Here is a 26,810-nt window from a genome sequence, read left to right on the forward strand (position 1 = left end):
CCCTTCTTCTTATAAATATTCATAAAACAGAATTTTTATTACATTAGGCAGTAATACACTTCCTAGTGTAACATATTCTTAAAATATTTAAAGAACAAAAAAAGTCTTCCGCAATCCATTCTTGATTGCGGAAGACTCCTAATTATTATTATTGTGTAATAATTGCTTCGATTAATTTTGGTGATTCGACTTTTTCAGCAGAAATGTATACATGTGCATAAATCTTTTCTAATACTGCGTCGACATTTTCTGTATTAGCATGGATTGTCATTAGCGATTCGCCTACTTCGACTTGATCGCCTACTTTTTTATGAAGGACAAGCCCTACCGCTAAGTCAATTTCAGATTCCTTCGTTGCACGACCTGCACCAAGAAGCATTGCAGCTGTTCCGATATCATCCGCTTCAATTTTTGAGACATAGCCAGCCTGTTTTGCCGGTACATCAAATTTGAATTTCGCCTGAGGTAAACGAGATGGGTCATCAACGACTGAAGCATCTCCGCCTTGTGCAGCGATGAATTTTTTCAGTACTTCCAATGCTGCCCCGTTATCTACAACTTCCTCCAGCATTTTTCGAGCCTCTTCGATTGTTTTTGCTTTGCCGCCAACAACAACCATTTGAGATCCTAATGTATAGCAAAGTTCATTTAAATCAGCCGGACCTTTACCTTTTAATGTATCGATTGCTTCTTGAACTTCAAGAGCATTTCCGATTGCATAACCTAAAGGCTGACTCATATCCGAAATAATTGCCATCGTTTTACGGCCAACGTTATTTCCGATTTTCACCATCGCTTCAGCAAGTTTAATTGAATCTTCAATCGTTTTCATAAATGCGCCGTCACCTGTTTTAACATCAAGAACAATGGCATCTGCACCTGCAGCAATTTTCTTCGACATAATAGAGCCGGCAATTAGCGGAATGCTTGAAACTGTTCCTGTAACATCACGTAGCGCATATAGCTTTTTATCCGCTGGTGTTAAGTTGCCCGATTGACCGATAACAGCCATGCCGATTTCATTTACTTGTTTTGAAAACTCTTCACTTGTTAATTCAACGTGGAAACCTTCAATCGCTTCAAGCTTGTCAATCGTACCGCCTGTGTGCCCTAAACCACGACCACTCATTTTTGCTACCGGAACACCGACAGCTGCTACCATTGCAGCTAACGGCAATGTCGTTGTATCGCCAACTCCGCCTGTTGAGTGTTTGTCCACTTTTACGCCTGCAATTGAAGAAAGGTCAATCTGGTCACCTGATTCAACCATCGCCATTGTTAAATCCGCGCGTTCGCGATCTGTCATATCCTTAAAGTAAATTGCCATACATAACGCACTTGCCTGATAATCAGGGATCGTGCCATCTGTATATCCTTCTACAAAGAAACGAATTTCAGCTGTTGTCAATTCTTCGCCGTTACGTTTTTTTTCAATAATATCTACCATTCTCATGTGGAAAATCCCCCTTATTTCAGCTCTGATAAAAAGCTTTTTCCGAATTGCGGTGCTGCAATATTAAAATTATCTGCAATTGTTGCAGCAATATCCGCAAATGTTTCACGTAACTGCAATTCTGATCCTGCTGTAAAGCGCGGTGAGTAAACAATTAACGGTACGTATTCACGTGTATGGTCTGTACCAGGGAATGTCGGATCGTTCCCGTGGTCTGCCGTAATAATCAGCAAATCATCGTCTGATAACGCTTCCATAACTTCCGGTAAACGACGATCAAATTCTTCCAATGCTTGACCATAGCCAATCGGATCACGTCGGTGTCCAAAGTTCGCATCAAAGTCCACTAAGTTCAGGAAGCTGATACCATGGAAATCACGACGAACAACTTCCGCCATTTTGTCCATGCCATCCGTGTTGTCTTTCGTACGAATCGCTTCCGTTACCCCGTCACCATTAAAGATGTCCGAAATTTTACCGATCGCAATGACATCAAGATTTGCGTCCTTCATTTCAGCCATTGTCGTGCGTCCAAATGGCGTCAATGCATAATCATGACGGTTTGATGTACGTGTAAAGTTACCTGGTTCGCCAACGAACGGACGGGCAATAACACGACCTACTAAAAATTCAGCATCCAATGTTAATTCTCGTGCAATTTCACAAATTTTATAAAGTTCTTCTACTGGAATAACTTCTTCATGTGCTGCAATTTGCATAACCGGGTCTGCCGATGTATACACAATAATTGCACCTGTTTCCATATGTTCCGGACCATAATCGTCAATGACAGCGGTTCCACTGTAAGGTAAATTACATAGTACTTTGCGGCCAGTTGCTTCTTCCAGCTTAGAAATCAGTTCTGCGGGAAAGCCTTCCGGGTATACTTTAAACGGAGTATCGATGTTCAGCCCCATGATCTCCCAGTGACCTGTCATTGTATCTTTACCAACAGATGCTTCTTGCATCATGCCGTAAAATGCAGCAGGTTTTTCAGTTTTATTAATGCCTTGAAGTTCACGGATATTCGATAAACCCATTTTCTCCATATTCGGCATATTTAAGCCATTCATTTTTTCTGCGATATGTCCTAATGTATTTGAGCCAGCATCGCCAAATTTATCGGCATCCGGTGCTTCACCGATACCAACAGAATCCATTACAATTACATGTACTTTCTTAAACGGTTGCATAATGCTTTCAACTCCTCTTCTTCCATTCTATTTTACATAAAACGTCTAAACAAAGTAAAGGTCAGACATCCGATTTCAAAAGATTTATTTTTAATAGAAAAAAGTTAAGCACCCCATTAGTCTTACGCGATTATGCTGATTTTAAGCACGCGGATGGAATTGTTTATAAACTTCCGATAAACGAATTTTACTTACATGTGTATAAATTTGTGTCGTTGATATATCTGCATGTCCTAAAAGCTCCTGTACTGCACGCAAATCGGCACCATTTTCAATCAGATGTGTCGCAAAGGAATGGCGCAGAACATGCGGTGTAATTTCTTTGGAAATGCCAGCTTCTGCTGCATGTTCCTTAATGATTTTCCAGCAGCCTTGTCTCGTGAATCTTTTCCCTCTCTGCGTAATGAAAAACGCATCATTTTTAGGTGCATTGCCTAAAAGTTGAGGTCTCGCCTGCTCCAAATAATTTACACATGCAGAAATCGCACTTCTCCCAAGCGGTATAATACGTTCTTTTCCGCCTTTACCAAATACACGGACGAATCCCATTGTCATATGGACATCCTCCAAGTTCAGTTCAATCAGTTCACTTATACGCATTCCGGAACCGTACATCATTTCCAAAATGGCAATATCCCGAGTTCCCTGTGGTTTTTCGACAGATGGTGCTGTTAAAAGTGCATCAATTTCTTCTATTGATAATACTTTTGGTAAAGACAGTTCTTTTTTAGGCATTTCCAAATGAACGGTAGGATCTTGATTCGTCACTTTTTCCCTCAATAAAAACTGATGAAATGAACGGATCGATGAAATCTGTCTCGATATCGTCTTCGATGATTTTCCTACAGACCTTAAGCTGTCCAAATAAAGCAAAATATGTTCGCGCATAACTTTATCAAATTCCATGATCTGCTGCTCATGATGGATGTGACGGGCATATGCGACTAAATCACGCTTATAGGATTGTAATGTATTATCAGATAGCTGACGTTCGACTTTAATAAAATGTAGATAATCTTCTATTGAATCATTTAAAGCTTGCATATTAATCGCCCCTCTTGCATTCTATACATTTATATTACCATTTTCGTACAATTGAAGTGACGTTTTATCCTTCGTTCATTCATTTTTTCAATGCCGCTCAGCATCCCCACATGATAGCATCCCATTTACAAAACGTACTATATACGGTATTCTTGAAAGTAAAACGTGACAGATTGGGGTGATAATTTGGGATCGACAAACTAAAAATCGGAGAGCTTGCTGCAGCAACTGGCGTGACAAAACGAACTATTGATTATTATACGAATTTGGGCCTTCTAAAAGTTGAACGTTCGGCATCCAATTATCGCTACTATGATAAAGAGATGATTGAACGTATACACTGGATTGAAGAGCAAAAGAAGCTTGGCAAGTGCCTTGAAGAAATTCACCGCTCGCTTGGCCCTTCAAAAGATGAACCCGAAGAAATCGATGTTCAGGATATTCGATTGCAAATGCGCAAGCTTGAACATGATGTAACGGTATTAATGGAACACTTAGATGACAAAGAGCGGCAGAAACTCCGCAAAAAAGTTTCGCCTGAAAGTGTTGCTCTCATGCAATCACTATTATTAATTTTAAATAACTAGGAGGTGAACGTTCTACTTCGTGAGTAGGACGCTCGTTTGACCACAATCATTAACTTAATTATTTTCTCGGTTTTAATCGCTTTTACGGCCTTTTTCGTTGCAACGGAATTTGCGATCGTAAAAGTACGTCAATCCCGTATTGACCAACTTGTAGCTGAAGGTAAAGCCGGTTCCATTTCAGCTAAAAATGTAACAACCCACCTTGATGAATATTTATCTGCCTGTCAATTAGGTATTACGGTAACAGCCCTGGGAATCGGGATGGTCGGTGAATCCACATTTGAGTTTATACTTCACCCGCTATTCGAATCTATGGGAATTGGCACAGAATATATTCATTGGTTTACATTAGGTGGCGCATTCTTTTTAGCGACTTTCTTCCACGTTGTAGTAGGTGAACTTGCACCTAAAACGATTGCTATTCAAAGAGCAGAAGCGATTACTCTGGCATTCGCGAAGCCTATTCAATTATTCTATAAACTTATGTTCCCGTTAATTTGGCTATTAAATGGTTCAGCACGTTTATTATTGAAATTGTTCGGGATGCGACCAGCGAGCGAACATGAACTCTCTCATACGGAAGAGGAATTGCGCCTGCTTCTATCCGAGAGCTATAAATCCGGTGAGATCAATGTCAACGAATTAAAATATGTAAACAATGTGTTTGAATTCGATGATAAAATCGCCCGCGAAATTATGGTTCCCCGTACAGATATTATCGGCTTTGATGTGACTGCAACGTTCGAAGAAGTTTTAACACAAGTTTCAGAGGAACGCTATACACGCTACCCGGTTTACGATGGGGACCGCGATAATATATTAGGTTTTTTAAATATTAAAGACTTTTTAACACTTGGCATGAATAACCGGATCGATCCGGCAACATTTAAATTGGAAGACTATATTAATCCGGTCGTTCGCACAATTGAAACAACACCAATTCAAAGTCTGCTTCAAATTATGCAGAAAAAGCGTATTCATATTGCGATCCTGCTTGATGAATACGGCGGAACGAGCGGTATGATTACCGTTGAAGATATTCTGGAAGAGCTTGTCGGTGAAATTCGCGATGAGTTTGACGATGATGAAGTTTCAGATATTCGTAAAATCGGTGAAGACCATTATTTAGTCTATTCAAAAGTATTGCTTGAAGATATTTCTAAATTGCTGTTTCTTGATATTGAAGATCCGAATGTTGATACAATCGGGGGCTGGTACTTCACAAACATGCCGGACCTGAATATTGAAGATACATTTATTTTTGAAAACTATGCGTTTAAAATCCATGAAATTGACGGCCATCAGCTGCAATTTTTAGAAATCAAAAAAATGCATGATCTTATAGAACAGTAGCCGTCTAAACAAGATAATTCTCATCTGTATGCACGTTCTCCTGAAAGCTGAATTACGACTGTATGAATCTCTTAACGTTTTAATTGTATGAGTTCGGGAATAACATAAGTATTCAAACAAAGGAGAGTGTATATATATGGCAATTATCAAATCAGTAGAAAACGGTGTGCAAGCAAAATCAGTAATCGAATCATTTATTACAGAGGGCTATGAACGCGATCATATTCATATTTTCGCAAACAGCAATAAACGTGCGGAAGATATTGCTGACTTTTTCGATGTTGATGCGAGCAAAACACCTGGAACAACAGAAAATGATAAAGGCTTCTTGGCATCAATTAAAAATTTCTTCCAAAGTACTCCGGAAGATCTTCACCATCAGCTTGCTGACATCGGTGTAGGCGAAAATGAACATGCAACTGCAAAGAATGATCTGGATGCAGGTAAGATCCTAATTGTTGCCCATCATCCGGGGAAATAATTAAAAATAGTAAAACTCTATTTCTCTCAACTGAGGGAAATAGAGTTTTTTTGTGCAATGCTCGCTAATAATTGCCCGGCAATAACAAAATAGCGCACAAAAAAAGAACAGCAAAATATGCTGTCCCTTTTTTTGATTATAGATTATGCATTGCTGTCTCCAGAGTTGTCATTATTATCATGACAACGCCAGCAGATGCCATGGAATGTAAGACGGTGATCTTTGATTATAAAGTTCCAACGTTTCTCCACAATTTCTTCTACATCTTCTAGTAAATCTTCTTGAATTTCATCTACTGCGCCACATTCGATACAAACTAGATGATGATGGAAATGCTTCGCGCCCTCTTGACGTAAATCATAACGGGACACCCCATCACCAAAATTTATTTTATCGACAATTTTCAGCTCTGTTAAAAGCTCCAATGTACGGTATACAGTAGCTAGTCCAATCTCTGGTGCCTTTTCTTTTACTAATAAGTAAACATCCTCAGCACTTAAATGATCTTCCTCATGCTCCAGTAAAACCGCTACTGTTGCTTCTCGCTGTGGCGTCAGCTTATAGCTCGCACTATGCAGTTGCTTTTTAATTCGATCAATACGGCTCTCCATATGTGACGCCCTCCTAAACTCTTTTCATTATACCAAATGAGTAAATCTCATTACAAGACAATGATTATTTAAATAAATAAGTAATTGCTAAATTTTCGACTGCAAAAACAATTATCATCACGACTATCAGGAACATAATCTTTTTCCATGGCATCACCGTTTTCAAGGCTCGTCTACTCGTAGTTTTAGTAGTTATTTGATAGAGCATAATTAATAATACACAATATATTAACTGAAATGGAAACCACCAAAATGCATAGAGTTTAATAGATTCATGCTGTACTAGTAAATAAACCGAGCTAAAGCCTAAAAACGTTACTTTTATTGCAATAAAAATAAGGCCTATACGCGGCAAATATTTATGTGTCGAAAAGAATAATACAATACTTAAGGCAACTATGAAAGGAACTACACTCCAAAGCAATTCTGGTTTTTCCATTTGGAGCAGTCTACGATCACTATATTTAATAATTTGCTGCACTTGTCCAATATCGAATAACTGATAACAAACTACACCACAAATGAAACATACGACGATCATCGAAGTATATTGAATATATAGATATTTACGCATTTGGACGCCTCCTTGTCCATACAACTTATGCACATAAATTGTCCTTATGCGTAAACAATTATTGATTTAATTTCATTTTAATTTTCAGCCATAAAATCGCAAAAGCCGTTTTGGCATCGTAAATACGGCCGTCCGCAACCATCGCTTCTGCTTCTTCCAGTGATACTTCCATTAACTCCACAAATTCATCTTCGTCTAATTCAGCAGGAATGTCTAATTTTTTTAACTTTTCTGCTACGTAAATATGAATAATTTCATCCGCAAAACCCGGTGAAGTAGCGAAAGCCTGAATAAATTCGAAATGATCAGACGTATACCCTGTCTCTTCCTCCAATTCGCGGCGGGCCGTTACAATTGGCTCCTCCCCTTTTTCCAGCTTACCGGCAGGGATTTCTATAATGGAACGTTCAAGAGCTTTACGGTACTGCTCAACAAGTAAAATTTTATTGTTGTCTGTGATGGCAATTACTGCAACTGCTCCTGGATGATTAATAATTTCACGCTTCCCTGTTTCACCATTCGGAAGCGATACATCGTCTACTTTTAATGAAATAACCTTCCCTGAATAGATGGGTTGGGATTGAATTGTTTTCTCTTCAAATTTTTTCATGACCATGCCTCCACTTGTTCTCTTGCTTATATTCATTGTACCATTAGTAAGAGCTTTTCTAAAATATTGAACCAGGGAGGAATTCACATGAAAAAACGACAATTAGGTACAAGCAATCTTCATATTTCTGAAATTAGTTTAGGCTGTATGTCATTACCTCCAAATCCAGCAGAAGCAGAAGAGGTCATTCATGCTGCAATTGACGCGGGCATTAATTATTATGATACCGCCGATCTGTATAATCAGGGAGACAACGAAAAGGTTGTTGGCGCGGCACTGAAGCAACACCGCAACAATATTTACCTGGCATCTAAAGTCGGGAATCGTTGGGAAGAAGGAAAAGAAGGTTGGAGCTGGGATACATCCGCAAATTATATTAATAAGGCGGTACGTGACAGCCTGCAACGACTACAGACAGATTACTTGGATCTTTACCAGTTACATGGCGGTACGACCGAAGATAATTGGGAGGAAATTACCGACACATTTGAAAGTTTGAAAAAAGAAGGACTTATCCGCGAATATGGCATTTCCTCCATCCGACCGAATGTTTTCATGCCATATTTACAAAACAGTAATGCAATCAGCAATATGATGCAGTTTAATATTTTTGATGAACGGGCAAGCGAATTTTTTGAACCGATTCAACAGACAGGAGCTTCTGTCGTAACACGCGGAACGATTGCAAAAGGTTTGCTGACGAATGAATGGCGCACACGCTTAAAGTCCTTTATGAACTATGATGAAGCGGCAGCAAAAGATGTGCTGCAAAAAATTGAACAGCAATTCGGTGATGTTCATGCAACTGCCCTCGCTTTCAATTTACAATACCCAGCGGTTGCTTCAACTGTTATTGGGGCGCGTACAGTTGCGCAACTGCAGCAAAATCTGGATGCTTACGAAAAAGCGCAATCAATACAAAATATTTCAGAGATCGACAGCTGGACAAAAACCGACCGTTACACTGAGCATAGATGAAAAAATGGATTGTTCTCGTCATCATCGGGATAATCGTTGTGATGGTAATGTCCAATATGAGCTATGAACAGCAAACGATTGTTCCGGCGTTAAAAGATCTATTAAAAGACAAACCTTTTGAAGCATGGTTAAGTCAGTTTGAAATTCCTTATTGGGGAAAAATTATATCGGTCGAAACACGGGGCTATTTTCAATTTCTTGAGTTTCTTATCCGGAAAGCAACCCATTTCTTCGGATACGGTTTATTAGCGGTTATATTCTATACTTTATACCGAAAACTGAAATGGCACTTTCCAATAGTTCTTGCCTTTGTTACAGCCATAATAATCGCAAGCCTTGATGAATACCGCCAAAGTATGATACCAGGTCGCAGCGGCCTCGTAGAAGATGTCGTGCTTGATGCATGTGGTGCGTTCACATTGTTAGTGGTTGCAAAACTTATTATTGTTGTATTTAAAAAAGATAGCACACAAAAATAGTGTGCTATCTTTTCATATTTATTAAGCTTCTTTATAATCCGTTTTGGATTACTGTTAAAATTTCGAACCTTTGTCGCCGTATTGATTTAACAGTTCTTCAAAGCTCATATTTTTTTCTCGTTGTTTGCGTTCGAATGCTGCTTTCGCCAGACGCTCTTCTTCTTTCGCCTTTTCGTCTGCCACCATTTCCTGCTTCGCTGCCTTTAGCTTGGCCAATACATCGCCGCCTAATTGATCGGCCAATGTTGCTGCCTTATCTTTTGGAAGCTCAAATTCATTCGTCGTTCTTTGCTGTTTCTTTTTTGCCATCATTCTCACCTACAATTAATTTTAGCGTTGTACAATTGTTGCAACACCTTGCCCGCCACCAATACATAATGTTGCAAGACCTAATTTTGCATCTTGTTTTTGCATTTCATGTAATAATGTTACCAAAATGCGTGTACCGCTTGCCCCGATTGGGTGACCAAGTGCAATTGCCCCGCCATTTACATTTAGTTTATCATGATTGAACGCCAATTCGCGATCAACTGCAATCGCCTGAGCAGCAAATGCTTCATTCGCTTCAATTAAATCCATGTCATCCAATGTTACATTCGCTTTCGCCAAGGCTTTTTTCACTGCAGTTACCGGTCCGATACCCATTACAGATGGATCAACCCCTGCGCTGGCATTTGCGACGATTGTAGCAAGTGGTGTAAGGCCTAATTCAAAAGCACGCTGCTTTGACATAACGACAACTGCTGCAGCTCCGTCATTAATACCCGAAGCATTTCCAGCAGTAACCGAACCATCTTTCTTGAAAGCAGGACGTAATCCATTTAATTTCTCTGCTGTTGTTCCATGTTTTACATATTCATCTTGTGAAAAAATAACCGGCTCCCCTTTACGTTGAGGAATTTCTACAGGGACAATTTCTTCAGCGAATTTATTTGCGGAAATTGCTTCCGATGCACGGGCTTGAGAACGTGCTGCAAATTCATCCTGTTCCTGACGAGAAATGTCATATTGATCACATAGGTTTTCAGCAGTTACCCCCATATGGTAATCATTAAATGCGCACCATAAGCCATCCTGAATTAATGTATCGATAATCTTTTGATCTCCCATGCGGAAACCTTCTCTTGCATTTCGCATAATATAAGGTGCTTGACTCATATTTTCAAAGCCTCCAGCGACAACAACTTCCGCATCCCCGGCAATGATTGCCTGTGCTGCTAAATGAACGGTCTTTAAGCCTGAACCACATACTTTATTAATTGTCATCGCTGGAACTGTGTATGGTAAACCAGCTTGTATACTTGCCTGTCTTGCCGGGTTTTGACCTAAACCTGCTGCAAGAACATTCCCCATAATAACTTCATCAACTGTTGATGGATCTAATTGAACACGATTCAATGCTTCTTTTATTACGATACTCCCTAAAGTCGGAGCCGAAATATCTTTTAATGCTCCCTGAAAAGCACCAATTGGCGTACGTACTGCACTTACTATTACAACTTCTGTCATGAATATATCCCCCTTTATTGTGAATGGTCCCTTTGTGAGCAAATATAATCAATTACGCCTTGGCGTAATTGCGTCAGGATTCGGCTTTAGGTCCACACGATGTGGGTCAGTCATTGTCGCACGATGCTACGTTATTTGGCTGACTTCATTTTTAGAACTCATTGCCGAATCTTTGTCATCCGCTGAAATTAATTACTTGCTTACAAAGATTTTATCAAATATTTCGCATTTTTCACACAAAAGTTTCCAATAATAAATAGATACATATTAGTTGATTTATCCCAAAAATTCATCGAATATTAAATTAATTAAGGAGTGATTTTCATGAAAAAACGTACCCTGTTTTTATCTGGCAGTATTGTAACAACCCTGCTGGCAGCTGCTACAACGATCACTGGTGTCGTGATGACAAATCACATTATGTATATAAAGAAAAAGGACGATGCTTTCATCCGCGAGCGCGAAATTGCGGCAAAACGCTTTGATGAAGCATGGTATGAAGGCTGTCCGAAAGAAATTTTATTGATCGATTCTCCAAATGGCTATAAAATAAGCGGCATCTATTTAAAACCTTTGGAAACGAAAAATACAGTCATCATCTGTCATGGTGTCACTGAAAATAAAATTAACTCGATGCGCTATGCCCGAATGTTTGAACGGCTTGGTTTTAATGCATTTGTATACGATCACCGCCGTCACGGAGAATCCCAAGGGAAAACAACAAGCTACGGCCATTATGAAAAATACGATTTACAGGCAGTAGTTGAGACAATCCGAAATATGACCGGGGAAGATGCCCTGCTCGGTATTCACGGGGAATCAATGGGCGCGGCAACGACACTGCTCTATGCAGGAACGTTAGCAGATAATGCGGATTTCTATGTTTCCGACTGTGCTTTCTCGAATTTCCCCGAGCTATTGAAACAAATTTTTGAAAGTGTTGTACCGATTGATTCGAAATATACACTTCCTTTCGCCGACTTTTTCATGCGAATCCGCGATGGCTATTCCGTAAAAGAAGTGATGCCGATTGATGCTGTAAAACAAATTCAAAAGCCCGTCCTCTTTATTCACAGTACACCGGATGATTTCATTCCTTCCTCAATGACCGAAGAACTGTACGAACAAAAACCGGAACCTAAAATGCTGAAACTGTTTGAAAAAGGAGAGCATGCGAAATCATTCAACGATAACCAGGGTGACTATGAGCAAACGGTAGCCAAGTTCCTGCATGATTATGTACCGGCATACCGCAATATAACGGATTCTTTAATATAAAAGATATACGCACTTTCTGTTCATTTCATTGAACAGGAAGTGCTTTTTGGTTTGATGTCGGGAATAAAAATGCCCCCAATTTAATGGGGGCACTGCACATTCTTATTAATCATTAAAAACGATATGCCATTCACCGCGTTTGGCTAAGAATTCTTTTGCCAACTGTTGCGCGCCTTCTAAACTATGACTTGCCGCCCAACCGCATTGAACTTCATTGCAGGCAGGAACAGAAGTCGCCGCCAACACATCCTGAACGGTCTTTTCTAAAATCGCCAGCACACCTTCGTAGTCATCATAGTTCATAAAGGAGACATAAAAGCCTGTTTGACAGCCCATTGGCGAGATATCGACAACCGCGTCACTATGATTGCGAATACGGTCTGCCATTAAATGTTCCAGTGAATGAAGTGCCGGCATTTCCATATGCTCTTTATTCGGCTGCTTAAAGCGGATATCGTATTTCGTCACGACATCGCCCTTCGCCCCTTCTTTTGTACCCGCTAAACGTACATACGGTGCGACCACTATTGTATGGTCTAAATCAAAGCTCTCTACATTCGTTTTCTCTGTTGCCATTTTTTCGTCCCTCCAATACTTACAATCTATATAAGGATAGACTAGATTATTGTTCTTTTCAACGAAATATTCTGAATTTTTTTACAGAAAATAAAAACTACCTTCTTCACTCAATAGAATGCAAAAGGTAGTCCAACTTTTTATTATTTATCTTGGAATTTGTTCATTTGTGCCATCATTTGACGCACTTGTTTTTCAGACGGTTTACGTCCCATTTGTGCCATCATCACGCGAATCATTTGTTCATTAATTGGCGGGTTTTCTTTTAAATACTTCATCATATATTGACGAGCTGCGTAGAACCCAATTGCCACGCCCCCGATAAGAGCTACGACGATAAGTGTAATTCCTAACCATAAAGCCATTTTGTCCAACCTCCTCCACTACTTATGTACCGAGAAAAACTCTCCATCAAGCATTATACAATAAAAGTTATTACGTTTCTATATATTTTAACTTCTCCTGACAGAAGTTAAGCCATACAAATAGCTGTCTGAGTCCATCTCAGCCTCGAGACCTAGATGAAAATACAGTAACAGGTCGTTATCGGATTTTTAAATCCACTGTAACATGAACATATCAACGACAAGGAGGAACACATAATGAAAAAGTTTTTCTTATATTCAGCGGCTTTTATCACAGCGATCATCGCACTTTGCCTGCTCGCACCAGTAGCCGGCTTATTAATCTCAGGAGCGCTTCTGGCAGCAGGTCTTCACTATTACACAGAAAGTAAATCTACTTTCGGAAAAGTAATGAGCCTAGTTGTCGCTTTAGCCGGTTTAGTAAGTGCCTTATCAAACATCCCAGGCTTTATCGGTTTAGCTGCAATCGGTGGATTGTTTTATCTATACAAAGCACGTAAAAATGAAAAGCTTGAATTTTTACCAGGCAAAAAAGAGGAAGAAGATCCATTTACAAACTTTGAACGTGAATGGGCAAATTTAAACAAATAGGAGCGATGGACAATGAGAAATTTATTGACAAAATTTAAATATTCAATACAGGCGGATTTACATGATATGTTTGACAAAAAGGTCGATAAAAACCCGATTAAAATGCTGAACCACTATATTCGTGAAGCAGAAAAACAAACGGAAGAAACAGGAAAATTACTTGCACGTCAGGCACAGCTGAAAAAAGAGCTGGAACTGCAGCTTTCACAAACAATCGAAATGCTTGAGAAGCGTGAAAAACAGCTTTTATTGGCTCAGTCAACTGAAGAGTCTGAACTGATTGCGTTTGCACAGGAAGAAGTAACGGCTTACACTGCCAGAAAGCATGCCCTTCTTTCAAGCATTGATGCTGCGAATACAGAATATTTTGCACTGGAACGCAAATTCGAAACGATGAAACATAAAATCAAAGACATGAAAGTGCGCCAACTACAGCTGATGGGCAAAGAAAATGTCGTGCGTGCCAACCACCAGATGGATAAAGTTCTCACTTCGGACAATGCCGGTAATTTCGATGAACTATCAACTTATATTGATGAATTATCTCAAAATATTGAGCGTAAATATGAAGTAACCTCTTTTGAAGCTCGATTGGCACAGCTTGAAAAAGAACAAAAGCTCATAGAACAACCAAAATAATGATATAATGCTTAAAGGAGAAGGCATCGTGCTTTCTCCATTTTGCACGTTATAGGGGGAGGCACTATGCCGAAAATTACATCTGATCAGCTTGCAATTATCACGATTAGTATGGCACTTGTCGTATTGATCGAATTGACACTTTTCAATAACGGCACCGTGTTTTTACTGATTTTAGGTGCACTGTTTCTCTTTTTCAGCTTTAAAAAGAAGAAACGTTACTTATTATGGACGGGACTCGTTCTATTATTCTTTGCTATTATTAATATTTGGACACTGCGCCTATTAATCATTGGTGTTCTTGTCTTTCTTTTATACCAATACTTAACGAAAAAAGAGCAAGTGATGGAAATCAAAAGCCACTTTGCCAATACATCAAATCAAAATCAGTTGATCGGAACAACTAGTGCTCCGACAGAAAGCTATCATTGGAAAGATGTTCATATTCAACGCTTTATCGGCGATATTACAATCGATACGACCGAAACTATTTTACCAAACGGGAAATCGATTATTGTTATCCATCAATCTTTAGGTAAAGTACGGGTTATTGTACCTTATGAAGTGACGATTCAGCTCCATTACTCCACTATATACGGAGAAGCAGCATACCTGCACTATGCGCCAAAGCAGTGTATTAATGAACAGCTCCATTTTGAGGATGGAGAAATGGATGCAAAACGTGTCCTAGTACTTTATGTGACATCTTGGATTGGCGATGTGGAGGTGCAGCGCGGATGATTGCATTTATAATACGATTTTTTATATTGATGATGGTTTTTGCGACATTTGCTCTGAATATTTTTGTTTTCCTGCTCGGTCAGCCCCAGGAAGAGACTTGGCGTTTTTTATGGGAAAGCGATGAGTATTCAATACCGATTGTCGCTGTTATCGCCATTACCGCAACAACGACCAGCTTCTTTATTTCTTTATGGATATCGATATCATTAAAAATAAAAGAAAATCAGATGACCCGCATCGTGAAAAAAGTAGCAGAGCCAGATTTTGCACAAAAATTCAAGAAAGCAAATGGTTCCTTAAAAAAGGCCTTGCGCGAAACGAACGAATTAATTGAAACACAGCGGACATCTTTACAGCGACTTTCCAATGAAAAGGTGGAAACAAATGACGCCATCGTCCAGGAGCGGCTTCTCGCAGAACGTCAGCGTCTTGCACGGGAACTGCATGATTCTGTTTCCCAGCAGCTGTTTGCGGCATCCATGCTTCTCTCCGCGCTTACAGAACAGCGTCAAGATGATCTTGCACAAAAGCAGCTGGGGCAGGTGGAGAAAATCGTCCAGCAGGCACAGCTCGAAATGCGCGCCCTTCTCCTTCACTTACGACCTGTTGCTTTGCATAATAAAAGCTTGGCAGAAGGTTTAGAAGATCTAATTGTAGAATTACAGGAAAAAGTGTATTTCAATATTGATTACCAGATCGAGGAAATCGGATTATCGAAAGCGGAGGAAGATCATTTATTCCGTATTGCCCAAGAAGCTTTATCAAATACTTTACGGCATGCAAAAGCAACAGAAGTCGAGCTGTTATTAATCGCACGTGATCAGCTTGCGATTTTGCGCATTCAGGATAATGGCCTTGGCTTTAATTTGGAGGGAGATAAAACGACATCGTACGGGCTGCGCAATATTGCCGAACGCGCTGTCGAAATTGGCTGTACGTATAAGATTGTCTCTGTACCGGATGAAGGAACAATTGTCGAAGTGAAAGTTCCGCTTAAAAAGGAGGAACAAATGAATGATTAAAGTTGTCATAGTAGATGATCACGAAATGGTTCGAATCGGTGTTGCAGCCTATTTATCGGCACAACCCGATATCGAAGTCATCGGCGAAGCAACAAACGGCGAGGAAGCGATTGAAACAGTGCTTTCGCTAAAGCCGGATATTGTGCTGATGGATAATGTGATGCCGATAAAAACGGGTGCTGAAGCGACTGCCGAAATTCTGGCACAATGGCCGCAAGCAAAAGTTATGATTGTCACGAGCTTTATCGATGACGATAAATTATACCCGGCACTTGAAGCAGGTGCTGTCAGCTATATACTGAAAACGAGCAATGCCAAACAAATTGCTGACGCGATCCGGAAAACGATGGCCGGGGAAACCGTTCTGGAGCCGGAAGCCACGACACGGGTAATGGCCCGTATGCGCGGTACCGCCCCTGCCCTGCATAACCATTTAACAGACCGGGAAATGGAAGTACTGTTATGTATGGCGCGCGGCCTTGCCAATCAGGAGATCGCGGAAGAGCTGTTTATCGCATTAAAAACAGTGAAAACCCATGTCAGCAACATTTTAAGTAAACTTGAAGTGCAGGACCGCACACAGGCTGTCGTCTATGCATTTCAAAATGGCTTAGTAAAGTAAGGAGAATTATTCATGACATTTACGTACGAAAACTTTGCAAACGACGGGACACTTACATTACTGGATCCCCTGTTCACCCTATTGCTGATTTTCTCAGCTTTGTTCATCATCGTGCTGCTGCGCTTTGCGATCAATCCTAAAATCATGCTATTTATTGGCGCGCTGATTATTTTATTAAGTGCACAATTGCAGTCGATTACAGGAATTTTGGCAGATGAATTGAATTTATCCAGCTCCTCGAAAAACTTTTACATTTTTATAGCGATCGTTATGATTTGGGTTGCGTTAATCGTGTTTGCGTTTGTGAAGGAGAAAAAGAAGAAAAAGTAAGGAATGTGAATAGCTGAGGCTGTCCTGAAAGTTGGTAGATAACTTTGGGATGGCTTTTTTTGGGGTTGGGGTTGTTATGGAGTGTGTCCGGCTTTGAATTATTAGAAGTTTTTCCGGTTTATTAGAACTTCCGGCAAGAATATTAGAACTTTTCCGCCCTGCAGCCCACTCCCTCCCACAAAAAAAGCCCACGTCCGGCTTCCCTCAAAGCGTTCGTGAGCCCATATTATTTCAGGTCATTCAATATCGTAAACAGCGATTTTTTCGCGTCGAGTAACTGCTCATGTGCCTGCCCTTGCTGTTCCGCGCTTTCCGCTTCATAAAAAGCTGCCAATGCTTCTTCAATTTGTTTATAAGAATCAAATAGGTTCGCATCATCCACTTTTTTATTGCCGAAAATATCAATGAACATGCTTAGCTGATATTGAAAGTTTTTATCGTACATCGTCAGCACATGCTTATTGTCATCGATCTGCACTTCATCGTTCAAAATATATGTTTGGAACTCAACTAAATCCGTATACGCTTTTTCCAGCTCTACCGCATATTGACCCTCTTTGTCATTCCCTTTATTCCAGTCCAGAATCTGAATAAAAATGAGTAAAAATAGAATAATCGTTAAGTATATCGAAATACCTTTCCAAGATAAAAACTTCATGCTTTTTCCTCCATTTAACGGTGCTTCATTAATTGAAAAGATATTCTTTCAAATTTTCCAATGTTGAATCGATGCCTGAACGCAGTGATACTTGATCTTCGCGGCTCGTCTCGATTGCTTTCTCAATTGCAATTAAAGCATTTTCCAAAAACGGCTCGGCATTTAAATCTTTGTACAACTGTGTTAAAACGAGCGCCTTATTCCAGTACCATCTTGAGTTATCCGAATCCATGTCGATCGCCCGCTCAATATAGACCATCACATCAAACGGAGACCAGTTAAAGCGGTTCATCGTCTGCCCTGCAATCCCGTAATACAATGCCTTATTTGGATGATGCTTCACCGCTTCCATAAAGCAGTGCACACTTTCATCATAATGATGCGACATTAAAAAAAGGTGTCCCTGTACATAAAACGACTGTGCTTTCCGTTCAGCATCCGCTGTCCGTGCATCATGTTCAAGCTGTTTCACTTTTTCCGAAAACTGTTGTTCATCTTTGATCGCCCGTAGTTGTTCAACTTCATCATTTTCCGGATAGCTTTCATTAGCACGTTCGACACTCTGCGAAATTTGTTCTGTCGGCTTCGGGAATTTTTCATACTCGTATTTTTCAAAGATCTTTAGGAATTGCGTTGCCTGTTCTTCATTTTCTCCGCCCTGTAATTGGCGTTTCGCTTCTTCATAGCATTTTAAAAACTGTCCATCATAAAAATACTGCACCATGTTCGACATTAAAAACACCTTTCTGTTTTTCATTCACAATTTATTAAAGCATAACCTATATGTATTTCAACCAATAGTATGTATAGCATAAAGGTGCCCTAACGAATACATTAGGACACCCCTTAACACTATTTTGAGATTGTGCCTGCTACTTCGGCGATTACGATTTCTGAACCTAGCATTGGAGATTCGCCTTGGTGGCCTCCGCCTTCACCTTGAGATGGACGTTTGTGTGATTGTTTGAATGCATCACTTTCACGCCATACTGCAAAGCTTTCTTTTGAATCCCAGTACATCACAACGCTCATTTCGTCATATTCCTCAAATTGTGTAGAAACTAGTACTTCCACTTTTTGGAAACCTTCGAATTCTTGTAATGGTCCTGGTTGTACAAATTGTGGGGCCATTTTTTCGGCAAAACCTTTTTTTACTTTGATACGGTTTGTTACTGTTATCATAATTACCAACTCCTATAATTTAGCATAAACTGCCTATATATTTATTTAATCACTTTCAGAACTGTTGCGCAATAATTCACGCTATAATAAGGAAAATGAAATATTAAAGGAAGTTTTCTCAATGAAATTTACTATTATTGCGACAAGCGATATCCATGGACATACCGAACGCTTTTCACAGCTTGCGCAAATGGTTTCCGCAAGGCAGCCCGCACTGTTAATCGATAACGGGGATTTTTTGCACGGGAGTCATTTAAGCTATTATTACGATTATATTGTCCAAAAACAGCACCCGCAAATCGAACTTGCAAACACACTCGGCTATGATGTTGCAGTTTTCGGCAATCATGAATTCAACTATTCTCCCGAAAAAATCCAAGCGATCCGCAACGCCTCGAATTTCCCATGGATTGCCGCCAATATTCCAGGGTTTGCCGAACCGTATTTCATTAAAGAAATAAACGGGTTGCGCATTGCTGTCATAGGAGTTGTGACACATTTCACAAAAAACTGGGATGAATGTGGATCAACAAAGTATCTGGATTTCGAAAACGCATTTGAAAGTGCGAAAAACACTGTAAAATATGTTCGCGATGTGGAACAGGTACAGCTTGTCATTTTAAGCTATCACGGCGGGTTTGAACGGGATCTTCATAGCGGTCACCTAATAGATCAGGAACAAGGTGAAAATGAAGGCTATCGCATGCTTCATGAAATAGGAGGCATTGATCTCTTCATTACCGGGCATCAGCATTTGGAAATTGCCACAGTGCACAACGGTGTCGCTGTCGTGCAACCAGGGGCAAATGCACATTGCTTTGCGCAAATTGATGTCACTGTAGAACACGGTACATTTTCTTTTGAACCGTCTATCATCCACGTGGACCCCACATCAAAAATGCAGTCTTTTTCCGAATTTGATGCGTGGAAAAAACAACAAATCGGAACAGCAAATCAAGCGTTGACTTATGAGGACTTTTTTACGCCCCGTACAAAAATGACCGCATATACACAATTGCTTCATGATATGCAGCTCCATTACACGGGTGCCCAAATTTCGGTTATCGAACTGCCCTACCATACACAAGGTGGCTTTCCTGAAAAAGTAACCCGTGAACATGTTTTACATAATCTTCCCCGATCGAACCGGCTGCTCGTCATCAAAATGAACGGAGCTGAAATCCGCCGGGCGATTGAACAAAGTGCAGCTGTCTTTGCGCTGAATGATAAAGGGGAAATCGATTTTAGTATGACCGTGCACTATCCGGAGCCGCAGCCGTATATTTATGATTTGTGGGGTGGCATTGATTACGTAATTGATTTGCGTCAACAAACAGGTCAACGTGTCACGAAGCTAACGTTTGAAGGTAAACCCATTCAGGATAATGAGATCTTTGAAGTTGCCGTCAATAGTTACCGTGCAACAGGTGCGCACCAAATGCAGATGTTTAAAAAACCGCCTGTTCGTGAAGCAGCTAAATTCATCCCCGATTTAATGATGGAATACATAGAACAAAACAGGCCTCTTACCGTCCAGGTCAAAAATGATTTTCAAATGAAATAGTCTCTAGCAGGATGTATGTCAACCACTTGAATTGGCATACATTTTATTTTTCGGAAAATATTAAATTTTTATGAAACTTTTTTCCATTTCATCCGTAAATTTATTAAATAGCATTAAGGAGGTGGCAACTTGTTTGGTTATTCCATTGAAACCATTTATTTAATCATCTTAATCGTTATTGGGTGTTGCACTGTTCTTTACTTATTTTTTGCAGATGTTGCGGATGTCTCCATCGATGGATCACCATTTTTTGACCCAGCTGTAATCCTTTCGTTTATTACGTTTACTTCGGCTGCGGGCTATTTGCTGGAACAGTTTACCGGCTTTACAAGTTTCATCACATTCATCATCGCTCTTATAATTGCGAGTTTATTGACAGCACTTCTTTATTTTTTCCTACTCGTTCCTTTACGTTCTGCGGAAGTATCCCTTGCCTATACAGAAGAATCGCTAGAAGGTCAGGTCGGAAAAGTGATTGTACCTGTTCCTCTTGAAGGCTTTGGGGAGATGGTGATTGAAACGGCAAACGGCATTATATCAAAGCGTGCAGCAAGTTTTCATCAAGTGGAGATTCCATACGACACGCAAGTTTTAATTATTGAGATGCGTGATGGTACAGCAATGGTCGCGATTTATGAGAAAGAAGAACTTCAATTTTAGAAACAGGGAGGAATTTTTATGTCAAGTTTGGCAGGTATATCAGGTATTTTAATAGCAGTCGGGGTAGTTGTATTTCTAATTGTCGCTCTTATAGCCGTCTATATTATGAAATATCGTACAGCCGGTCCGGATGAAGCATTAATCGTAACAGGTAGTTATTTAGGAAGTAAAAATGTACATACCGATGATTCAGGAAACCGCATTAAAATTATTCGCGGTGGTGGTACATTTGTATTGCCGGTTTTCCAGCAGGCGAAACCACTTAGTCTACTTTCAAGCAAACTGGAAGTAACAACTCCGGAAGTCTATACTGAGCAAGGTGTTCCTGTTATGGCTGATGGAACAGCAATCATCAAAATCGGTGGTTCAATTTCAGAAATCGCAACTGCTGCCGAGCAATTCTTAGGAAAAGATAAACAGGAACGCGAAAGTGAAGCTCGCGAAGTACTGGAAGGTCACTTACGTTCGATTTTAGGATCGATGACAGTTGAAGAAATTTATAAAAACCGTGATAAGTTCTCGCAGGAAGTACAACGTGTCGCATCTCAGGATTTAGCGAAAATGGGATTGATCATTGTATCATTTACAATTAAAGATGTTCGTGATAAAAACGGCTATTTGGATTCTCTAGGTAAGCCTCGAATCGCTCAAGTGAAACGTGATGCCGATATCGCAACTGCTGAAGCAGACAAAGAAACACGTATTAAACGTGCTCAGGCAGCTCAGGAAGCGCAACAGGCTGAATTAGAGCGTGCTACTGAAATTGCGGAAGCGGAGAAAAATAATCAGTTAAAAGTGGCTGAATACCGCCGTGAGCAGGATATCGCAAAAGCCCGTGCCGACCAGGCGTACGAATTGGAATCTGCACGTGCTAAACAGGAAGTAACAGAACAGGAAATGCAAGTACGAATTATTGAACGTCAAAAGCAAATCGAATTAGAAGAAAAAGAAATTCTGCGTCGTGAAAAGCAATATGATTCAGAAGTAAAGAAAAAAGCAGATGCGGATCGTTATGCAATTGAACAAAACGCAGAAGCACAAAAACGTAAAGAGCTTGCGCAGGCAGATGCGGAGAAATACCGTATTGAAGCACAGGCTCAAGCTGAAGCAGAACGCATTCGTTTAGATGGTCTGGCGAAAGCAGATGCAGAGCGTGCACAAGGTACAGCTGAGGCTGAGATTATCCGTCTACGCGGTCTTGCGGAAGCAGAAGCAAAAGAGAAAATTGCAGAAGCGTTTGAACAATACGGTCAGGCGGCTGTCCTTGATATGATTGTTAAAATGTTACCGGAATACGCAAAACAAGTTGCTAGCCCGCTTTCAAATATCGATAAGATTACAGTTGTTGATACAGGTGGCGGTGCAAACGGCGGTGCTGGTAAAGTGACGGGTTATGCGACTGATTTAATGGCCGGCTTACAGGAAACATTAAAAGCCTCTTCCGGTATTGATGTTAAAGAACTAATTGAAACATATGTCGGAAAAAATGCATTTGAAAAATCGGCAATAATTCCTCGCGAAGACTTTTCACGCGTTGAAGAAATCCTTGAAAAATAATTAGTTCAATAAAAAATACAGCATTCTTCCAAAACGGAAAATGCTGTATTTTCTTTTTATTAAATTTTAACCGTCCAGCCAAATGTATCTGTAACTTTACCGTATTGGATGCCTGTTAATGTATCGTAAAGCATTTGCGTTACTTCACCGATTTGGCCGTTGTTGACAGAAATGATTTCATCCAGCCATTTCAGCTCCCCTACCGGCGAAATTACAGCTGCTGTTCCTGTACCGAATGCCTCTTCCAATGTGCCGTTTTTAGCCGCTTCTACAACCTCTTCAAAGGCAATTGCACGCTCTTCAATCGGAATATTTTTTGATTTTAAAACTTCAATCATCGAATCGCGAGTAATCCCTGGTAGAATACTGCCGTTTAATGCAGGTGTAATAACTTTTCCTGAAATTTTAAAGAAGATGTTCATACTGCCGACTTCTTCTACGTATTTATTTTCCTTACCGTCCAGCCATAATGTTTGAGAATAGCCTTGTTGTGCAGCAATTTCTGAACCTTTTAAGCTCGACGCATAGTTGCCGGCTGTTTTCGCTTCACCCGTACCGCCAACTACGGCACGTACGTATTGCTGTTCTACTAATATTTTAACCGGGTTAATGCCTTCTTTATAATAAGACCCAACCGGTGACATAATAATCATAAATTTATAGCTTTTCGCAGGATTTACTCCTAAATAGCTTTCTGTCGCAATAATAAATGGTCGAATATAAAGAGATGTACCTGGAGATGTCGGAACCCATTCGCGATCTACACGAAGTAATTCTTTTAATGCTTCTAATGCAAAATCCTCGTCAATCGGAGGAATGCAAAGGCGTGCATTGGAAGAATTTAATCGTTGGAAGTTACGGTCCGGGCGGAATAACTGGACTTCACCATCTTCTGTCATATATGCTTTCAAACCTTCAAATACCGCTTGTCCATAATGGAATACCATCGCAGCAGGACTTAATGTAATCGGAGCATATGGTGTAATTGTCGCATTATGCCATCCTTTTCCATCTTCATAATCCATAACAAACATATGGTCAGTAAAAATCTTACCAAAACCAAGCTGTTCTGCAGGTGTTTTTTGTTTTCTATTTGTTGATAACTCAGTTGTAATTTGGTATGTTGTCATAATTTCAGGCTCCTTAAAAATTTAAGTTGATACACTCTATCATACCACGTTATTTTTAGAAAATTTAGTATTTTTTAATTTCCGTCAAAAAATTTTTTTTCTAGCAGTTCCATTAGTTTTCGAGCAAATTTCTTACAATCATTCTTTAGCTTTTACAAGTTTACTAACAGGTGCTGTCATGTTAGTTTTGAACATTTCTTCATGCTCTTTTTTCACAGCAACTAACACCGCACATGATGGACCTGCAGAGCTGGTTAAATCGACATGAGCTGTAAAATTTTCTCCGGCAAAACGTATTATTTCTGCCCCAATTCCTTTAGAACCTGTTGGCCATATTGCTTGAATCATACCGTTGACCAGTCCTTCATATAACTCATCTAACTGGGCTATTTTGTGGGGATTTTCTATCACATCATTTCCGACAAGCGGTTCGCCGACAACATAGAACTCGCAATGATTCGTATTTCGTGCGAATTGCTTTTTCCCAAGCATCGTGAGTGAGACAGCTGACTGAAGCGACTGAAAATTCGTTTCACTCGAGCCCATTAAAGAAGGCATCTCCAGCCCCATTTCGGAAAATGCCTTTTTAAAACCTTGCTCATATTCTGTCCAGACATCATCGCCTGAAAAATTGGCCATTAATAACTGTACCGGTATTGCACCCGCGCAAAGTTGCTCTAAAATAGCCGTACGAGCGGTAAAATAAGCGGTAATTTCATTTGGGACATGTACAATATCGTGCTCTTTTGTGCCGATACAACCCGAATTATCAATCGATACGACTAACCCGTTAACTTCAATCGCATTTCTCATACATTAACCCCTACCCGCTGCACCACCGTTTTCAATACAGGCATGACAAGTATCGCGATAAGACAGTTCACAGCTGTAGCAATTGTTAATGAGGCAATCGAGCCGATGTAAAATGCCGGAGAAATAATAAAATAAAACGGAATTGGTGCAATGACCCCATTTGCGATTATTACAAAGATCCATTTTAAAATACGTTGGCCTTTTTGATGCATAATCGCAAAAATCGCAACGATAATAAACATTTCCGCTGCAATTAAAAGGTGTAAAACGCCTAGCGGAAAGCCGGATGTGAGACCTGTCGCGATATGTCCGAGTGCTCCTGCCGCGCCGGCAAAAACTGGCGGTAGAAAGATTGCGCTTATAAGAGCCGGGGCAGAATCGAGTGCAGCTGTTCCGACTATCCCTACCGGCACTTTAATAAAACTCCCAATCACACAAATTGCCGCAATCAATGCTGTTAAAATAATTAAACGTAATTTAGTTTTGTCCATGAGAATCTCCTTTTAAAATTTGTGGTATGCCGTACCATACACGAACAACTGTATGTGCTTCATTACAAAGCTTCTGATAAAGCCGGCCGCATGTATCTCTTAATTGCCGTGTGTCTTTTTCAAGCGGTACAACGCCGCGGCTCGTATCTGTACAAATACAAAACAGTTCTGCCCGCTCTGCAATTTGTATAATCTGTTCGAAAATTTGCTGGGCAGCCTTTTCTTCCGGTTCATGAAGAAGTGGTAAAATCATTTGTTCAAAATTACTTATTATGTAGCGCTCGTTTTCATTTATATTTTCAAGTTTTGCCAAGTGGCCTTCACAAACAATCAGTTCTTTTGCAGGTAACTGTTCAATCAATTTTTCTGCATATTTTCGTTTACCGTTATGTGCGCCTCCGAGTATAACGTACATCTCGCACCTCCTATGAGTTCATCTACCGAATCCCAGCCAAGTGTATAAATCGTACGATGATTGGCCACTGTTTGCTGAAAAGTTTGTTCCTTCATTCCGTATATGGCAAGTAATAATCGAATTACTCCTCCGTGTACGATGAACGTATATTCCTTCTTTTCATTTACAATCTTATGAAAGCCATCCAATACTCGCTGCTTGAATTGGAAAAATGTTTCTCCGTTCGGTATCGGGTTTTCAAGCGGATCATCAATCCAAGCCCGGTATGTTTCATTATGCTGTAATAGTTCATATGTACACATTTCAAAGTCCCCAAAATGCAGCTCACGCAAATATCTAGATGCGATAAATTCAGCATTCGGAAAATAACATTGTGAAGTTTCACGGCATCTCCGTAAATCGCTCCCATAAACAATACCAGGCTGTAGATCGATCTCGGCTTCCACTTTTTTCAGTATCGGTTCATCTGTCCAGCCAATATATTTCCGTTCTGTATTTGCTTTCGTTTTTTCGTGCCTGATTAAATGCACAGTAATATTGTTAGCCATAGTATAACCTCCAACCCTTCACCGAGTGCACCGAGTAAATCACCTGTTACACCGCCAAAATGTTTCTTTGACCAAATCCGGTAAATAAATACGGCGAACAGCATCACGACCACTAAAATAAACAAGCTGAAAACTCCAATGTATAACCAGCACACAAATGCCAGGATACTTTGAACGCCGATTAAAACAGCAAGCTTATTTTGAATGACGATTCCTTTAAAATAAGCAGCGAGTCCCTTTTCCTTTGCCGGCTGCATCGTTACAAAATATAGCAGCATCCCCATTCTTGCTATAAAGGGAATGAAGATTAAAAACGGCACAATCGCCAATTGACCATGCAACAGCATTTCGTAAATAACGCCGATTTTTAATACGAGTAAGCAAAAAACACTAATAACCCCAAAAGCGCCTGTACGTGGATCATCTAATATTTCCAGCCGTTTCTCTTTTTCTCCGTAGGAAAAGAACGCATCGCTCATATCAATCCACCCGTCTAAATGCAGCCCCCCGGTCAGGACGATCAACCCGATAACAATCAAAATCGCCAACAGCAGCTCCGAAATTTCACTATAGCGAGATAGTATCAATACACCACTACTAATTATGGCTCCAATCAGCAATCCGACAATCGGCAAAAATCCATACATCCATGTAACAGATTTCGAATTCATATCCAGCTGTTTCTTAATCGGCACTGCCGAAAAAAACTGCCACGCTAATAAAAAACCGCTCCAACTATTTTTCAACTTGTTTCCT

The 26,810-nt window shown here is 40.1% G+C and carries 34 protein-coding genes; 15 read left to right on the forward strand and 19 right to left on the reverse strand.

Annotated elements, in window-relative coordinates; translation table 11 throughout:
- Positions 1-148: 148 nt before the first annotated feature.
- The 3 genes from ACQKN3_RS08220 to xerD form a co-directional block, all read right to left on the reverse strand.
- Complete coding sequence (locus ACQKN3_RS08220) at positions 149-1,453, reverse strand: pyrimidine-nucleoside phosphorylase (RefSeq protein WP_251688987.1); 1,305 nt, start codon at positions 1,451-1,453, stop codon at positions 149-151.
- 14 nt (positions 1,454-1,467) lie between these two features.
- Positions 1,468-2,646 (reverse strand): phosphopentomutase, encoded by a 1,179-nt coding sequence (gene deoB / locus ACQKN3_RS08225; protein WP_427710707.1) that lies wholly within the window; start codon positions 2,644-2,646, stop codon positions 1,468-1,470.
- A gap of 141 nt (positions 2,647-2,787) precedes the next feature.
- Entirely contained in the window at positions 2,788-3,690 is a 903-nt protein-coding gene (xerD, locus tag ACQKN3_RS08230) for a site-specific tyrosine recombinase XerD (protein ID WP_427710709.1), read from the reverse strand.
- Between the two features lie 233 nt (positions 3,691-3,923).
- Here xerD and ACQKN3_RS08235 point away from each other — a divergent pair, with 233 nt between their 5' ends.
- From ACQKN3_RS08235 to ACQKN3_RS08245, 3 genes are all read left to right on the forward strand, one after another.
- A complete protein-coding gene (locus ACQKN3_RS08235) occupies positions 3,924-4,277 on the forward strand; it encodes a MerR family transcriptional regulator (RefSeq protein WP_251688993.1) in 354 nt (117 codons plus the stop codon).
- Positions 4,278-4,313: 36 nt separating this feature from the next.
- Entirely contained in the window at positions 4,314-5,630 is a 1,317-nt protein-coding gene (locus tag ACQKN3_RS08240; protein WP_251688995.1) for a hemolysin family protein, read from the forward strand.
- A 136-nt stretch (positions 5,631-5,766) separates the two neighbouring features.
- On the forward strand, positions 5,767-6,111 hold the full coding sequence (locus tag ACQKN3_RS08245) for a general stress protein (protein WP_427710712.1): 345 nt from the start codon (positions 5,767-5,769) through the stop codon (positions 6,109-6,111).
- Positions 6,112-6,254: 143 nt separating this feature from the next.
- Here ACQKN3_RS08245 and ACQKN3_RS08250 read toward each other — a convergent pair whose 3' ends face one another.
- The 3 genes from ACQKN3_RS08250 to ACQKN3_RS08260 all read right to left on the reverse strand — a co-directional run bounded on the left by ACQKN3_RS08250 (position 6,255) and on the right by ACQKN3_RS08260 (position 7,906).
- Positions 6,255-6,722: a Fur family transcriptional regulator gene (locus ACQKN3_RS08250; protein WP_079525722.1), complete on the reverse strand. Its 468-nt coding sequence runs from the start codon at positions 6,720-6,722 to the stop codon at positions 6,255-6,257.
- 64 nt (positions 6,723-6,786) lie between these two features.
- A complete protein-coding gene (locus ACQKN3_RS08255; RefSeq protein WP_251688999.1) occupies positions 6,787-7,296 on the reverse strand; it encodes a hypothetical protein in 510 nt (169 codons plus the stop codon).
- Between the two features lie 58 nt (positions 7,297-7,354).
- Positions 7,355-7,906 carry an NUDIX domain-containing protein gene (locus ACQKN3_RS08260; protein WP_427710714.1) on the reverse strand — a complete coding sequence of 184 codons (552 nt, stop codon included), beginning with the start codon at positions 7,904-7,906 and terminating at the stop codon, positions 7,355-7,357.
- An 87-nt stretch (positions 7,907-7,993) separates the two neighbouring features.
- Between ACQKN3_RS08260 and ACQKN3_RS08265 the strand changes: the two genes are divergently transcribed.
- Both ACQKN3_RS08265 and ACQKN3_RS08270 read left to right on the forward strand, forming a co-directional pair.
- Positions 7,994-8,884 carry an aldo/keto reductase gene (locus ACQKN3_RS08265; protein WP_427710716.1) on the forward strand — a complete coding sequence of 297 codons (891 nt, stop codon included), beginning with the start codon at positions 7,994-7,996 and terminating at the stop codon, positions 8,882-8,884.
- Positions 8,881-9,363: a VanZ family protein gene (locus ACQKN3_RS08270; protein WP_427710718.1), complete on the forward strand. Its 483-nt coding sequence runs from the start codon at positions 8,881-8,883 to the stop codon at positions 9,361-9,363. The genes ACQKN3_RS08265 and ACQKN3_RS08270 overlap by 4 nt, the downstream gene beginning before the upstream one ends.
- A gap of 54 nt (positions 9,364-9,417) precedes the next feature.
- Here the strand turns inward: ACQKN3_RS08270 and ACQKN3_RS08275 are convergent, their stop codons facing one another.
- Both ACQKN3_RS08275 and ACQKN3_RS08280 read right to left on the reverse strand, forming a co-directional pair.
- Positions 9,418-9,672, reverse strand: coding sequence for a YqkE family protein (locus ACQKN3_RS08275; protein WP_008408065.1), 255 nt, complete (start codon positions 9,670-9,672; stop codon positions 9,418-9,420).
- Between the two features lie 21 nt (positions 9,673-9,693).
- Positions 9,694-10,872: an acetyl-CoA C-acetyltransferase gene (locus ACQKN3_RS08280; protein ID WP_251689006.1), complete on the reverse strand. Its 1,179-nt coding sequence runs from the start codon at positions 10,870-10,872 to the stop codon at positions 9,694-9,696.
- A 324-nt stretch (positions 10,873-11,196) separates the two neighbouring features.
- Here ACQKN3_RS08280 and ACQKN3_RS08285 point away from each other — a divergent pair, with 324 nt between their 5' ends.
- Entirely contained in the window at positions 11,197-12,150 is a 954-nt protein-coding gene (locus tag ACQKN3_RS08285; protein WP_251689008.1) for an alpha/beta hydrolase, read from the forward strand.
- Positions 12,151-12,255: 105 nt separating this feature from the next.
- On the opposite strand, the gene ACQKN3_RS08290 is transcribed toward ACQKN3_RS08285, so the two are convergent.
- Both ACQKN3_RS08290 and ACQKN3_RS08295 read right to left on the reverse strand, forming a co-directional pair.
- A complete protein-coding gene (locus ACQKN3_RS08290; RefSeq protein WP_350477421.1) occupies positions 12,256-12,726 on the reverse strand; it encodes an S-ribosylhomocysteine lyase in 471 nt (156 codons plus the stop codon).
- A 143-nt stretch (positions 12,727-12,869) separates the two neighbouring features.
- Positions 12,870-13,091 (reverse strand): YneF family protein, encoded by a 222-nt coding sequence (locus tag ACQKN3_RS08295; RefSeq protein WP_008408061.1) that lies wholly within the window; start codon positions 13,089-13,091, stop codon positions 12,870-12,872.
- Between the two features lie 237 nt (positions 13,092-13,328).
- Between ACQKN3_RS08295 and ACQKN3_RS08300 the strand changes: the two genes are divergently transcribed.
- From ACQKN3_RS08300 to ACQKN3_RS08325, 6 genes are all read left to right on the forward strand, one after another.
- Positions 13,329-13,682: an ABC transporter permease gene (locus tag ACQKN3_RS08300; RefSeq protein WP_251689012.1), complete on the forward strand. Its 354-nt coding sequence runs from the start codon at positions 13,329-13,331 to the stop codon at positions 13,680-13,682.
- A gap of 12 nt (positions 13,683-13,694) precedes the next feature.
- Positions 13,695-14,321, forward strand: a complete 627-nt coding sequence (locus ACQKN3_RS08305; protein ID WP_251689014.1) for a PspA/IM30 family protein — start codon at positions 13,695-13,697, stop codon at positions 14,319-14,321.
- 66 nt (positions 14,322-14,387) lie between these two features.
- Complete coding sequence (gene liaF / locus ACQKN3_RS08310) at positions 14,388-15,062, forward strand: cell wall-active antibiotics response protein LiaF (protein WP_251689016.1); 675 nt, start codon at positions 14,388-14,390, stop codon at positions 15,060-15,062.
- Positions 15,059-16,084, forward strand: coding sequence for a sensor histidine kinase (locus ACQKN3_RS08315; protein ID WP_251689018.1), 1,026 nt, complete (start codon positions 15,059-15,061; stop codon positions 16,082-16,084). The genes liaF and ACQKN3_RS08315 overlap by 4 nt, the downstream gene beginning before the upstream one ends.
- Entirely contained in the window at positions 16,077-16,706 is a 630-nt protein-coding gene (locus ACQKN3_RS08320; protein WP_251689019.1) for a response regulator transcription factor, read from the forward strand. The genes ACQKN3_RS08315 and ACQKN3_RS08320 overlap by 8 nt, the downstream gene beginning before the upstream one ends.
- A 12-nt stretch (positions 16,707-16,718) precedes the next feature.
- On the forward strand, positions 16,719-17,036 hold the full coding sequence (locus ACQKN3_RS08325; RefSeq protein ID WP_427710723.1) for an acyl-CoA dehydrogenase: 318 nt from the start codon (positions 16,719-16,721) through the stop codon (positions 17,034-17,036).
- Between the two features lie 226 nt (positions 17,037-17,262).
- On the opposite strand, the gene ACQKN3_RS08330 is transcribed toward ACQKN3_RS08325, so the two are convergent.
- The 3 genes from ACQKN3_RS08330 to ACQKN3_RS08340 form a co-directional block, all read right to left on the reverse strand.
- Positions 17,263-17,694 carry an iron ABC transporter substrate-binding protein gene (locus tag ACQKN3_RS08330; protein ID WP_251689022.1) on the reverse strand — a complete coding sequence of 144 codons (432 nt, stop codon included), beginning with the start codon at positions 17,692-17,694 and terminating at the stop codon, positions 17,263-17,265.
- Between the two features lie 28 nt (positions 17,695-17,722).
- On the reverse strand, positions 17,723-18,427 hold the full coding sequence (locus tag ACQKN3_RS08335; protein ID WP_251689024.1) for an O-linked GlcNAc transferase: 705 nt from the start codon (positions 18,425-18,427) through the stop codon (positions 17,723-17,725).
- Between the two features lie 119 nt (positions 18,428-18,546).
- Positions 18,547-18,876: a heme oxygenase gene (locus ACQKN3_RS08340; protein ID WP_251689025.1), complete on the reverse strand. Its 330-nt coding sequence runs from the start codon at positions 18,874-18,876 to the stop codon at positions 18,547-18,549.
- Between the two features lie 121 nt (positions 18,877-18,997).
- Between ACQKN3_RS08340 and ACQKN3_RS08345 the strand changes: the two genes are divergently transcribed.
- From ACQKN3_RS08345 to ACQKN3_RS08355, 3 genes are all read left to right on the forward strand, one after another.
- Entirely contained in the window at positions 18,998-20,440 is a 1,443-nt protein-coding gene (locus ACQKN3_RS08345) for a bifunctional metallophosphatase/5'-nucleotidase (protein WP_427710726.1), read from the forward strand.
- A 129-nt stretch (positions 20,441-20,569) separates the two neighbouring features.
- Positions 20,570-21,100 (forward strand): hypothetical protein, encoded by a 531-nt coding sequence (locus tag ACQKN3_RS08350; RefSeq protein ID WP_427710728.1) that lies wholly within the window; start codon positions 20,570-20,572, stop codon positions 21,098-21,100.
- 18 nt (positions 21,101-21,118) lie between these two features.
- Positions 21,119-22,657 (forward strand): SPFH domain-containing protein, encoded by a 1,539-nt coding sequence (locus ACQKN3_RS08355; RefSeq protein WP_427710730.1) that lies wholly within the window; start codon positions 21,119-21,121, stop codon positions 22,655-22,657.
- A gap of 59 nt (positions 22,658-22,716) precedes the next feature.
- Here the strand turns inward: ACQKN3_RS08355 and ACQKN3_RS08360 are convergent, their stop codons facing one another.
- From ACQKN3_RS08360 to cobS, 6 genes are all read right to left on the reverse strand, one after another.
- On the reverse strand, positions 22,717-23,787 hold the full coding sequence (locus tag ACQKN3_RS08360) for a branched-chain amino acid aminotransferase (RefSeq protein ID WP_427710731.1): 1,071 nt from the start codon (positions 23,785-23,787) through the stop codon (positions 22,717-22,719).
- A 138-nt stretch (positions 23,788-23,925) separates the two neighbouring features.
- A complete protein-coding gene (locus tag ACQKN3_RS08365) occupies positions 23,926-24,600 on the reverse strand; it encodes a hypothetical protein (protein ID WP_427710733.1) in 675 nt (224 codons plus the stop codon).
- The gene (locus ACQKN3_RS08370; protein WP_427710735.1) at positions 24,597-25,091 is read right to left on the reverse strand and encodes an ECF transporter S component; all 495 of its coding nucleotides are present in this window, start codon (positions 25,089-25,091) and stop codon (positions 24,597-24,599) included. The genes ACQKN3_RS08365 and ACQKN3_RS08370 overlap by 4 nt, the downstream gene beginning before the upstream one ends.
- Positions 25,078-25,506, reverse strand: a complete 429-nt coding sequence (locus tag ACQKN3_RS08375) for a bifunctional adenosylcobinamide kinase/adenosylcobinamide-phosphate guanylyltransferase (protein ID WP_427710737.1) — start codon at positions 25,504-25,506, stop codon at positions 25,078-25,080. The genes ACQKN3_RS08370 and ACQKN3_RS08375 overlap by 14 nt, the downstream gene beginning before the upstream one ends.
- Positions 25,449-26,054, reverse strand: coding sequence for a histidine phosphatase family protein (locus ACQKN3_RS08380; RefSeq protein WP_427710739.1), 606 nt, complete (start codon positions 26,052-26,054; stop codon positions 25,449-25,451). The genes ACQKN3_RS08375 and ACQKN3_RS08380 overlap by 58 nt, the downstream gene beginning before the upstream one ends.
- Positions 26,027-26,800 (reverse strand): adenosylcobinamide-GDP ribazoletransferase, encoded by a 774-nt coding sequence (gene cobS, locus ACQKN3_RS08385; RefSeq protein ID WP_427710741.1) that lies wholly within the window; start codon positions 26,798-26,800, stop codon positions 26,027-26,029. The genes ACQKN3_RS08380 and cobS overlap by 28 nt, the downstream gene beginning before the upstream one ends.
- Between the last annotated feature and the right edge of the window lie 10 nt (positions 26,801-26,810).

The sequence above is a fragment of the Solibacillus sp. NPDC093137 genome, assembly GCF_050280445.1.
GTDB lineage: Bacteria > Bacillota > Bacilli > Bacillales_A > Planococcaceae > Solibacillus > Solibacillus isronensis_B.

What these genes read in the sequence shown, in the direction of transcription:
- ACQKN3_RS08320 (WP_251689019.1), top strand. Translation starts at nt 16,077, where the DNA reads ATGATTAAAGTTGTCATAGTAGATGATCACGAAATGGTTCGAATCGGT.
- ACQKN3_RS08295 (WP_008408061.1), bottom strand. Translation starts at nt 13,091, where the DNA reads ATGGCTTTATGGTTAGGAATTACACTTATCGTCGTAGCTCTTATCGGG.
- ACQKN3_RS08275 (WP_008408065.1), bottom strand. Translation starts at nt 9,672, where the DNA reads ATGGCAAAAAAGAAACAGCAAAGAACGACGAATGAATTTGAGCTTCCA.
- ACQKN3_RS08300 (WP_251689012.1), top strand. Translation starts at nt 13,329, where the DNA reads ATGAAAAAGTTTTTCTTATATTCAGCGGCTTTTATCACAGCGATCATC.
- ACQKN3_RS08245 (WP_427710712.1), top strand. Translation starts at nt 5,767, where the DNA reads ATGGCAATTATCAAATCAGTAGAAAACGGTGTGCAAGCAAAATCAGTA.
- ACQKN3_RS08340 (WP_251689025.1), bottom strand. Translation starts at nt 18,876, where the DNA reads ATGATAACAGTAACAAACCGTATCAAAGTAAAAAAAGGTTTTGCCGAA.
- ACQKN3_RS08325 (WP_427710723.1), top strand. Translation starts at nt 16,719, where the DNA reads ATGACATTTACGTACGAAAACTTTGCAAACGACGGGACACTTACATTA.
- ACQKN3_RS08355 (WP_427710730.1), top strand. Translation starts at nt 21,119, where the DNA reads ATGTCAAGTTTGGCAGGTATATCAGGTATTTTAATAGCAGTCGGGGTA.
- ACQKN3_RS08335 (WP_251689024.1), bottom strand. Translation starts at nt 18,427, where the DNA reads ATGTCGAACATGGTGCAGTATTTTTATGATGGACAGTTTTTAAAATGC.
- ACQKN3_RS08370 (WP_427710735.1), bottom strand. Translation starts at nt 25,091, where the DNA reads ATGGACAAAACTAAATTACGTTTAATTATTTTAACAGCATTGATTGCG.
- ACQKN3_RS08250 (WP_079525722.1), bottom strand. Translation starts at nt 6,722, where the DNA reads ATGGAGAGCCGTATTGATCGAATTAAAAAGCAACTGCATAGTGCGAGC.
- ACQKN3_RS08220 (WP_251688987.1), bottom strand. Translation starts at nt 1,453, where the DNA reads ATGAGAATGGTAGATATTATTGAAAAAAAACGTAACGGCGAAGAATTG.
- ACQKN3_RS08305 (WP_251689014.1), top strand. Translation starts at nt 13,695, where the DNA reads ATGAGAAATTTATTGACAAAATTTAAATATTCAATACAGGCGGATTTA.
- ACQKN3_RS08380 (WP_427710739.1), bottom strand. Translation starts at nt 26,054, where the DNA reads ATGGCTAACAATATTACTGTGCATTTAATCAGGCACGAAAAAACGAAA.
- ACQKN3_RS08360 (WP_427710731.1), bottom strand. Translation starts at nt 23,787, where the DNA reads ATGACAACATACCAAATTACAACTGAGTTATCAACAAATAGAAAACAA.
- ACQKN3_RS08345 (WP_427710726.1), top strand. Translation starts at nt 18,998, where the DNA reads ATGAAATTTACTATTATTGCGACAAGCGATATCCATGGACATACCGAA.
- ACQKN3_RS08255 (WP_251688999.1), bottom strand. Translation starts at nt 7,296, where the DNA reads ATGCGTAAATATCTATATATTCAATATACTTCGATGATCGTCGTATGT.
- ACQKN3_RS08365 (WP_427710733.1), bottom strand. Translation starts at nt 24,600, where the DNA reads ATGAGAAATGCGATTGAAGTTAACGGGTTAGTCGTATCGATTGATAAT.
- deoB (WP_427710707.1), bottom strand. Translation starts at nt 2,646, where the DNA reads ATGCAACCGTTTAAGAAAGTACATGTAATTGTAATGGATTCTGTTGGT.
- ACQKN3_RS08290 (WP_350477421.1), bottom strand. Translation starts at nt 12,726, where the DNA reads ATGGCAACAGAGAAAACGAATGTAGAGAGCTTTGATTTAGACCATACA.
- liaF (WP_251689016.1), top strand. Translation starts at nt 14,388, where the DNA reads ATGCCGAAAATTACATCTGATCAGCTTGCAATTATCACGATTAGTATG.
- ACQKN3_RS08280 (WP_251689006.1), bottom strand. Translation starts at nt 10,872, where the DNA reads ATGACAGAAGTTGTAATAGTAAGTGCAGTACGTACGCCAATTGGTGCT.
- ACQKN3_RS08330 (WP_251689022.1), bottom strand. Translation starts at nt 17,694, where the DNA reads ATGAAGTTTTTATCTTGGAAAGGTATTTCGATATACTTAACGATTATT.
- ACQKN3_RS08315 (WP_251689018.1), top strand. Translation starts at nt 15,059, where the DNA reads ATGATTGCATTTATAATACGATTTTTTATATTGATGATGGTTTTTGCG.
- ACQKN3_RS08270 (WP_427710718.1), top strand. Translation starts at nt 8,881, where the DNA reads ATGAAAAAATGGATTGTTCTCGTCATCATCGGGATAATCGTTGTGATG.
- ACQKN3_RS08285 (WP_251689008.1), top strand. Translation starts at nt 11,197, where the DNA reads ATGAAAAAACGTACCCTGTTTTTATCTGGCAGTATTGTAACAACCCTG.
- xerD (WP_427710709.1), bottom strand. Translation starts at nt 3,690, where the DNA reads ATGCAAGCTTTAAATGATTCAATAGAAGATTATCTACATTTTATTAAA.
- ACQKN3_RS08375 (WP_427710737.1), bottom strand. Translation starts at nt 25,506, where the DNA reads ATGTACGTTATACTCGGAGGCGCACATAACGGTAAACGAAAATATGCA.
- ACQKN3_RS08260 (WP_427710714.1), bottom strand. Translation starts at nt 7,906, where the DNA reads ATGAAAAAATTTGAAGAGAAAACAATTCAATCCCAACCCATCTATTCA.
- ACQKN3_RS08265 (WP_427710716.1), top strand. Translation starts at nt 7,994, where the DNA reads ATGAAAAAACGACAATTAGGTACAAGCAATCTTCATATTTCTGAAATT.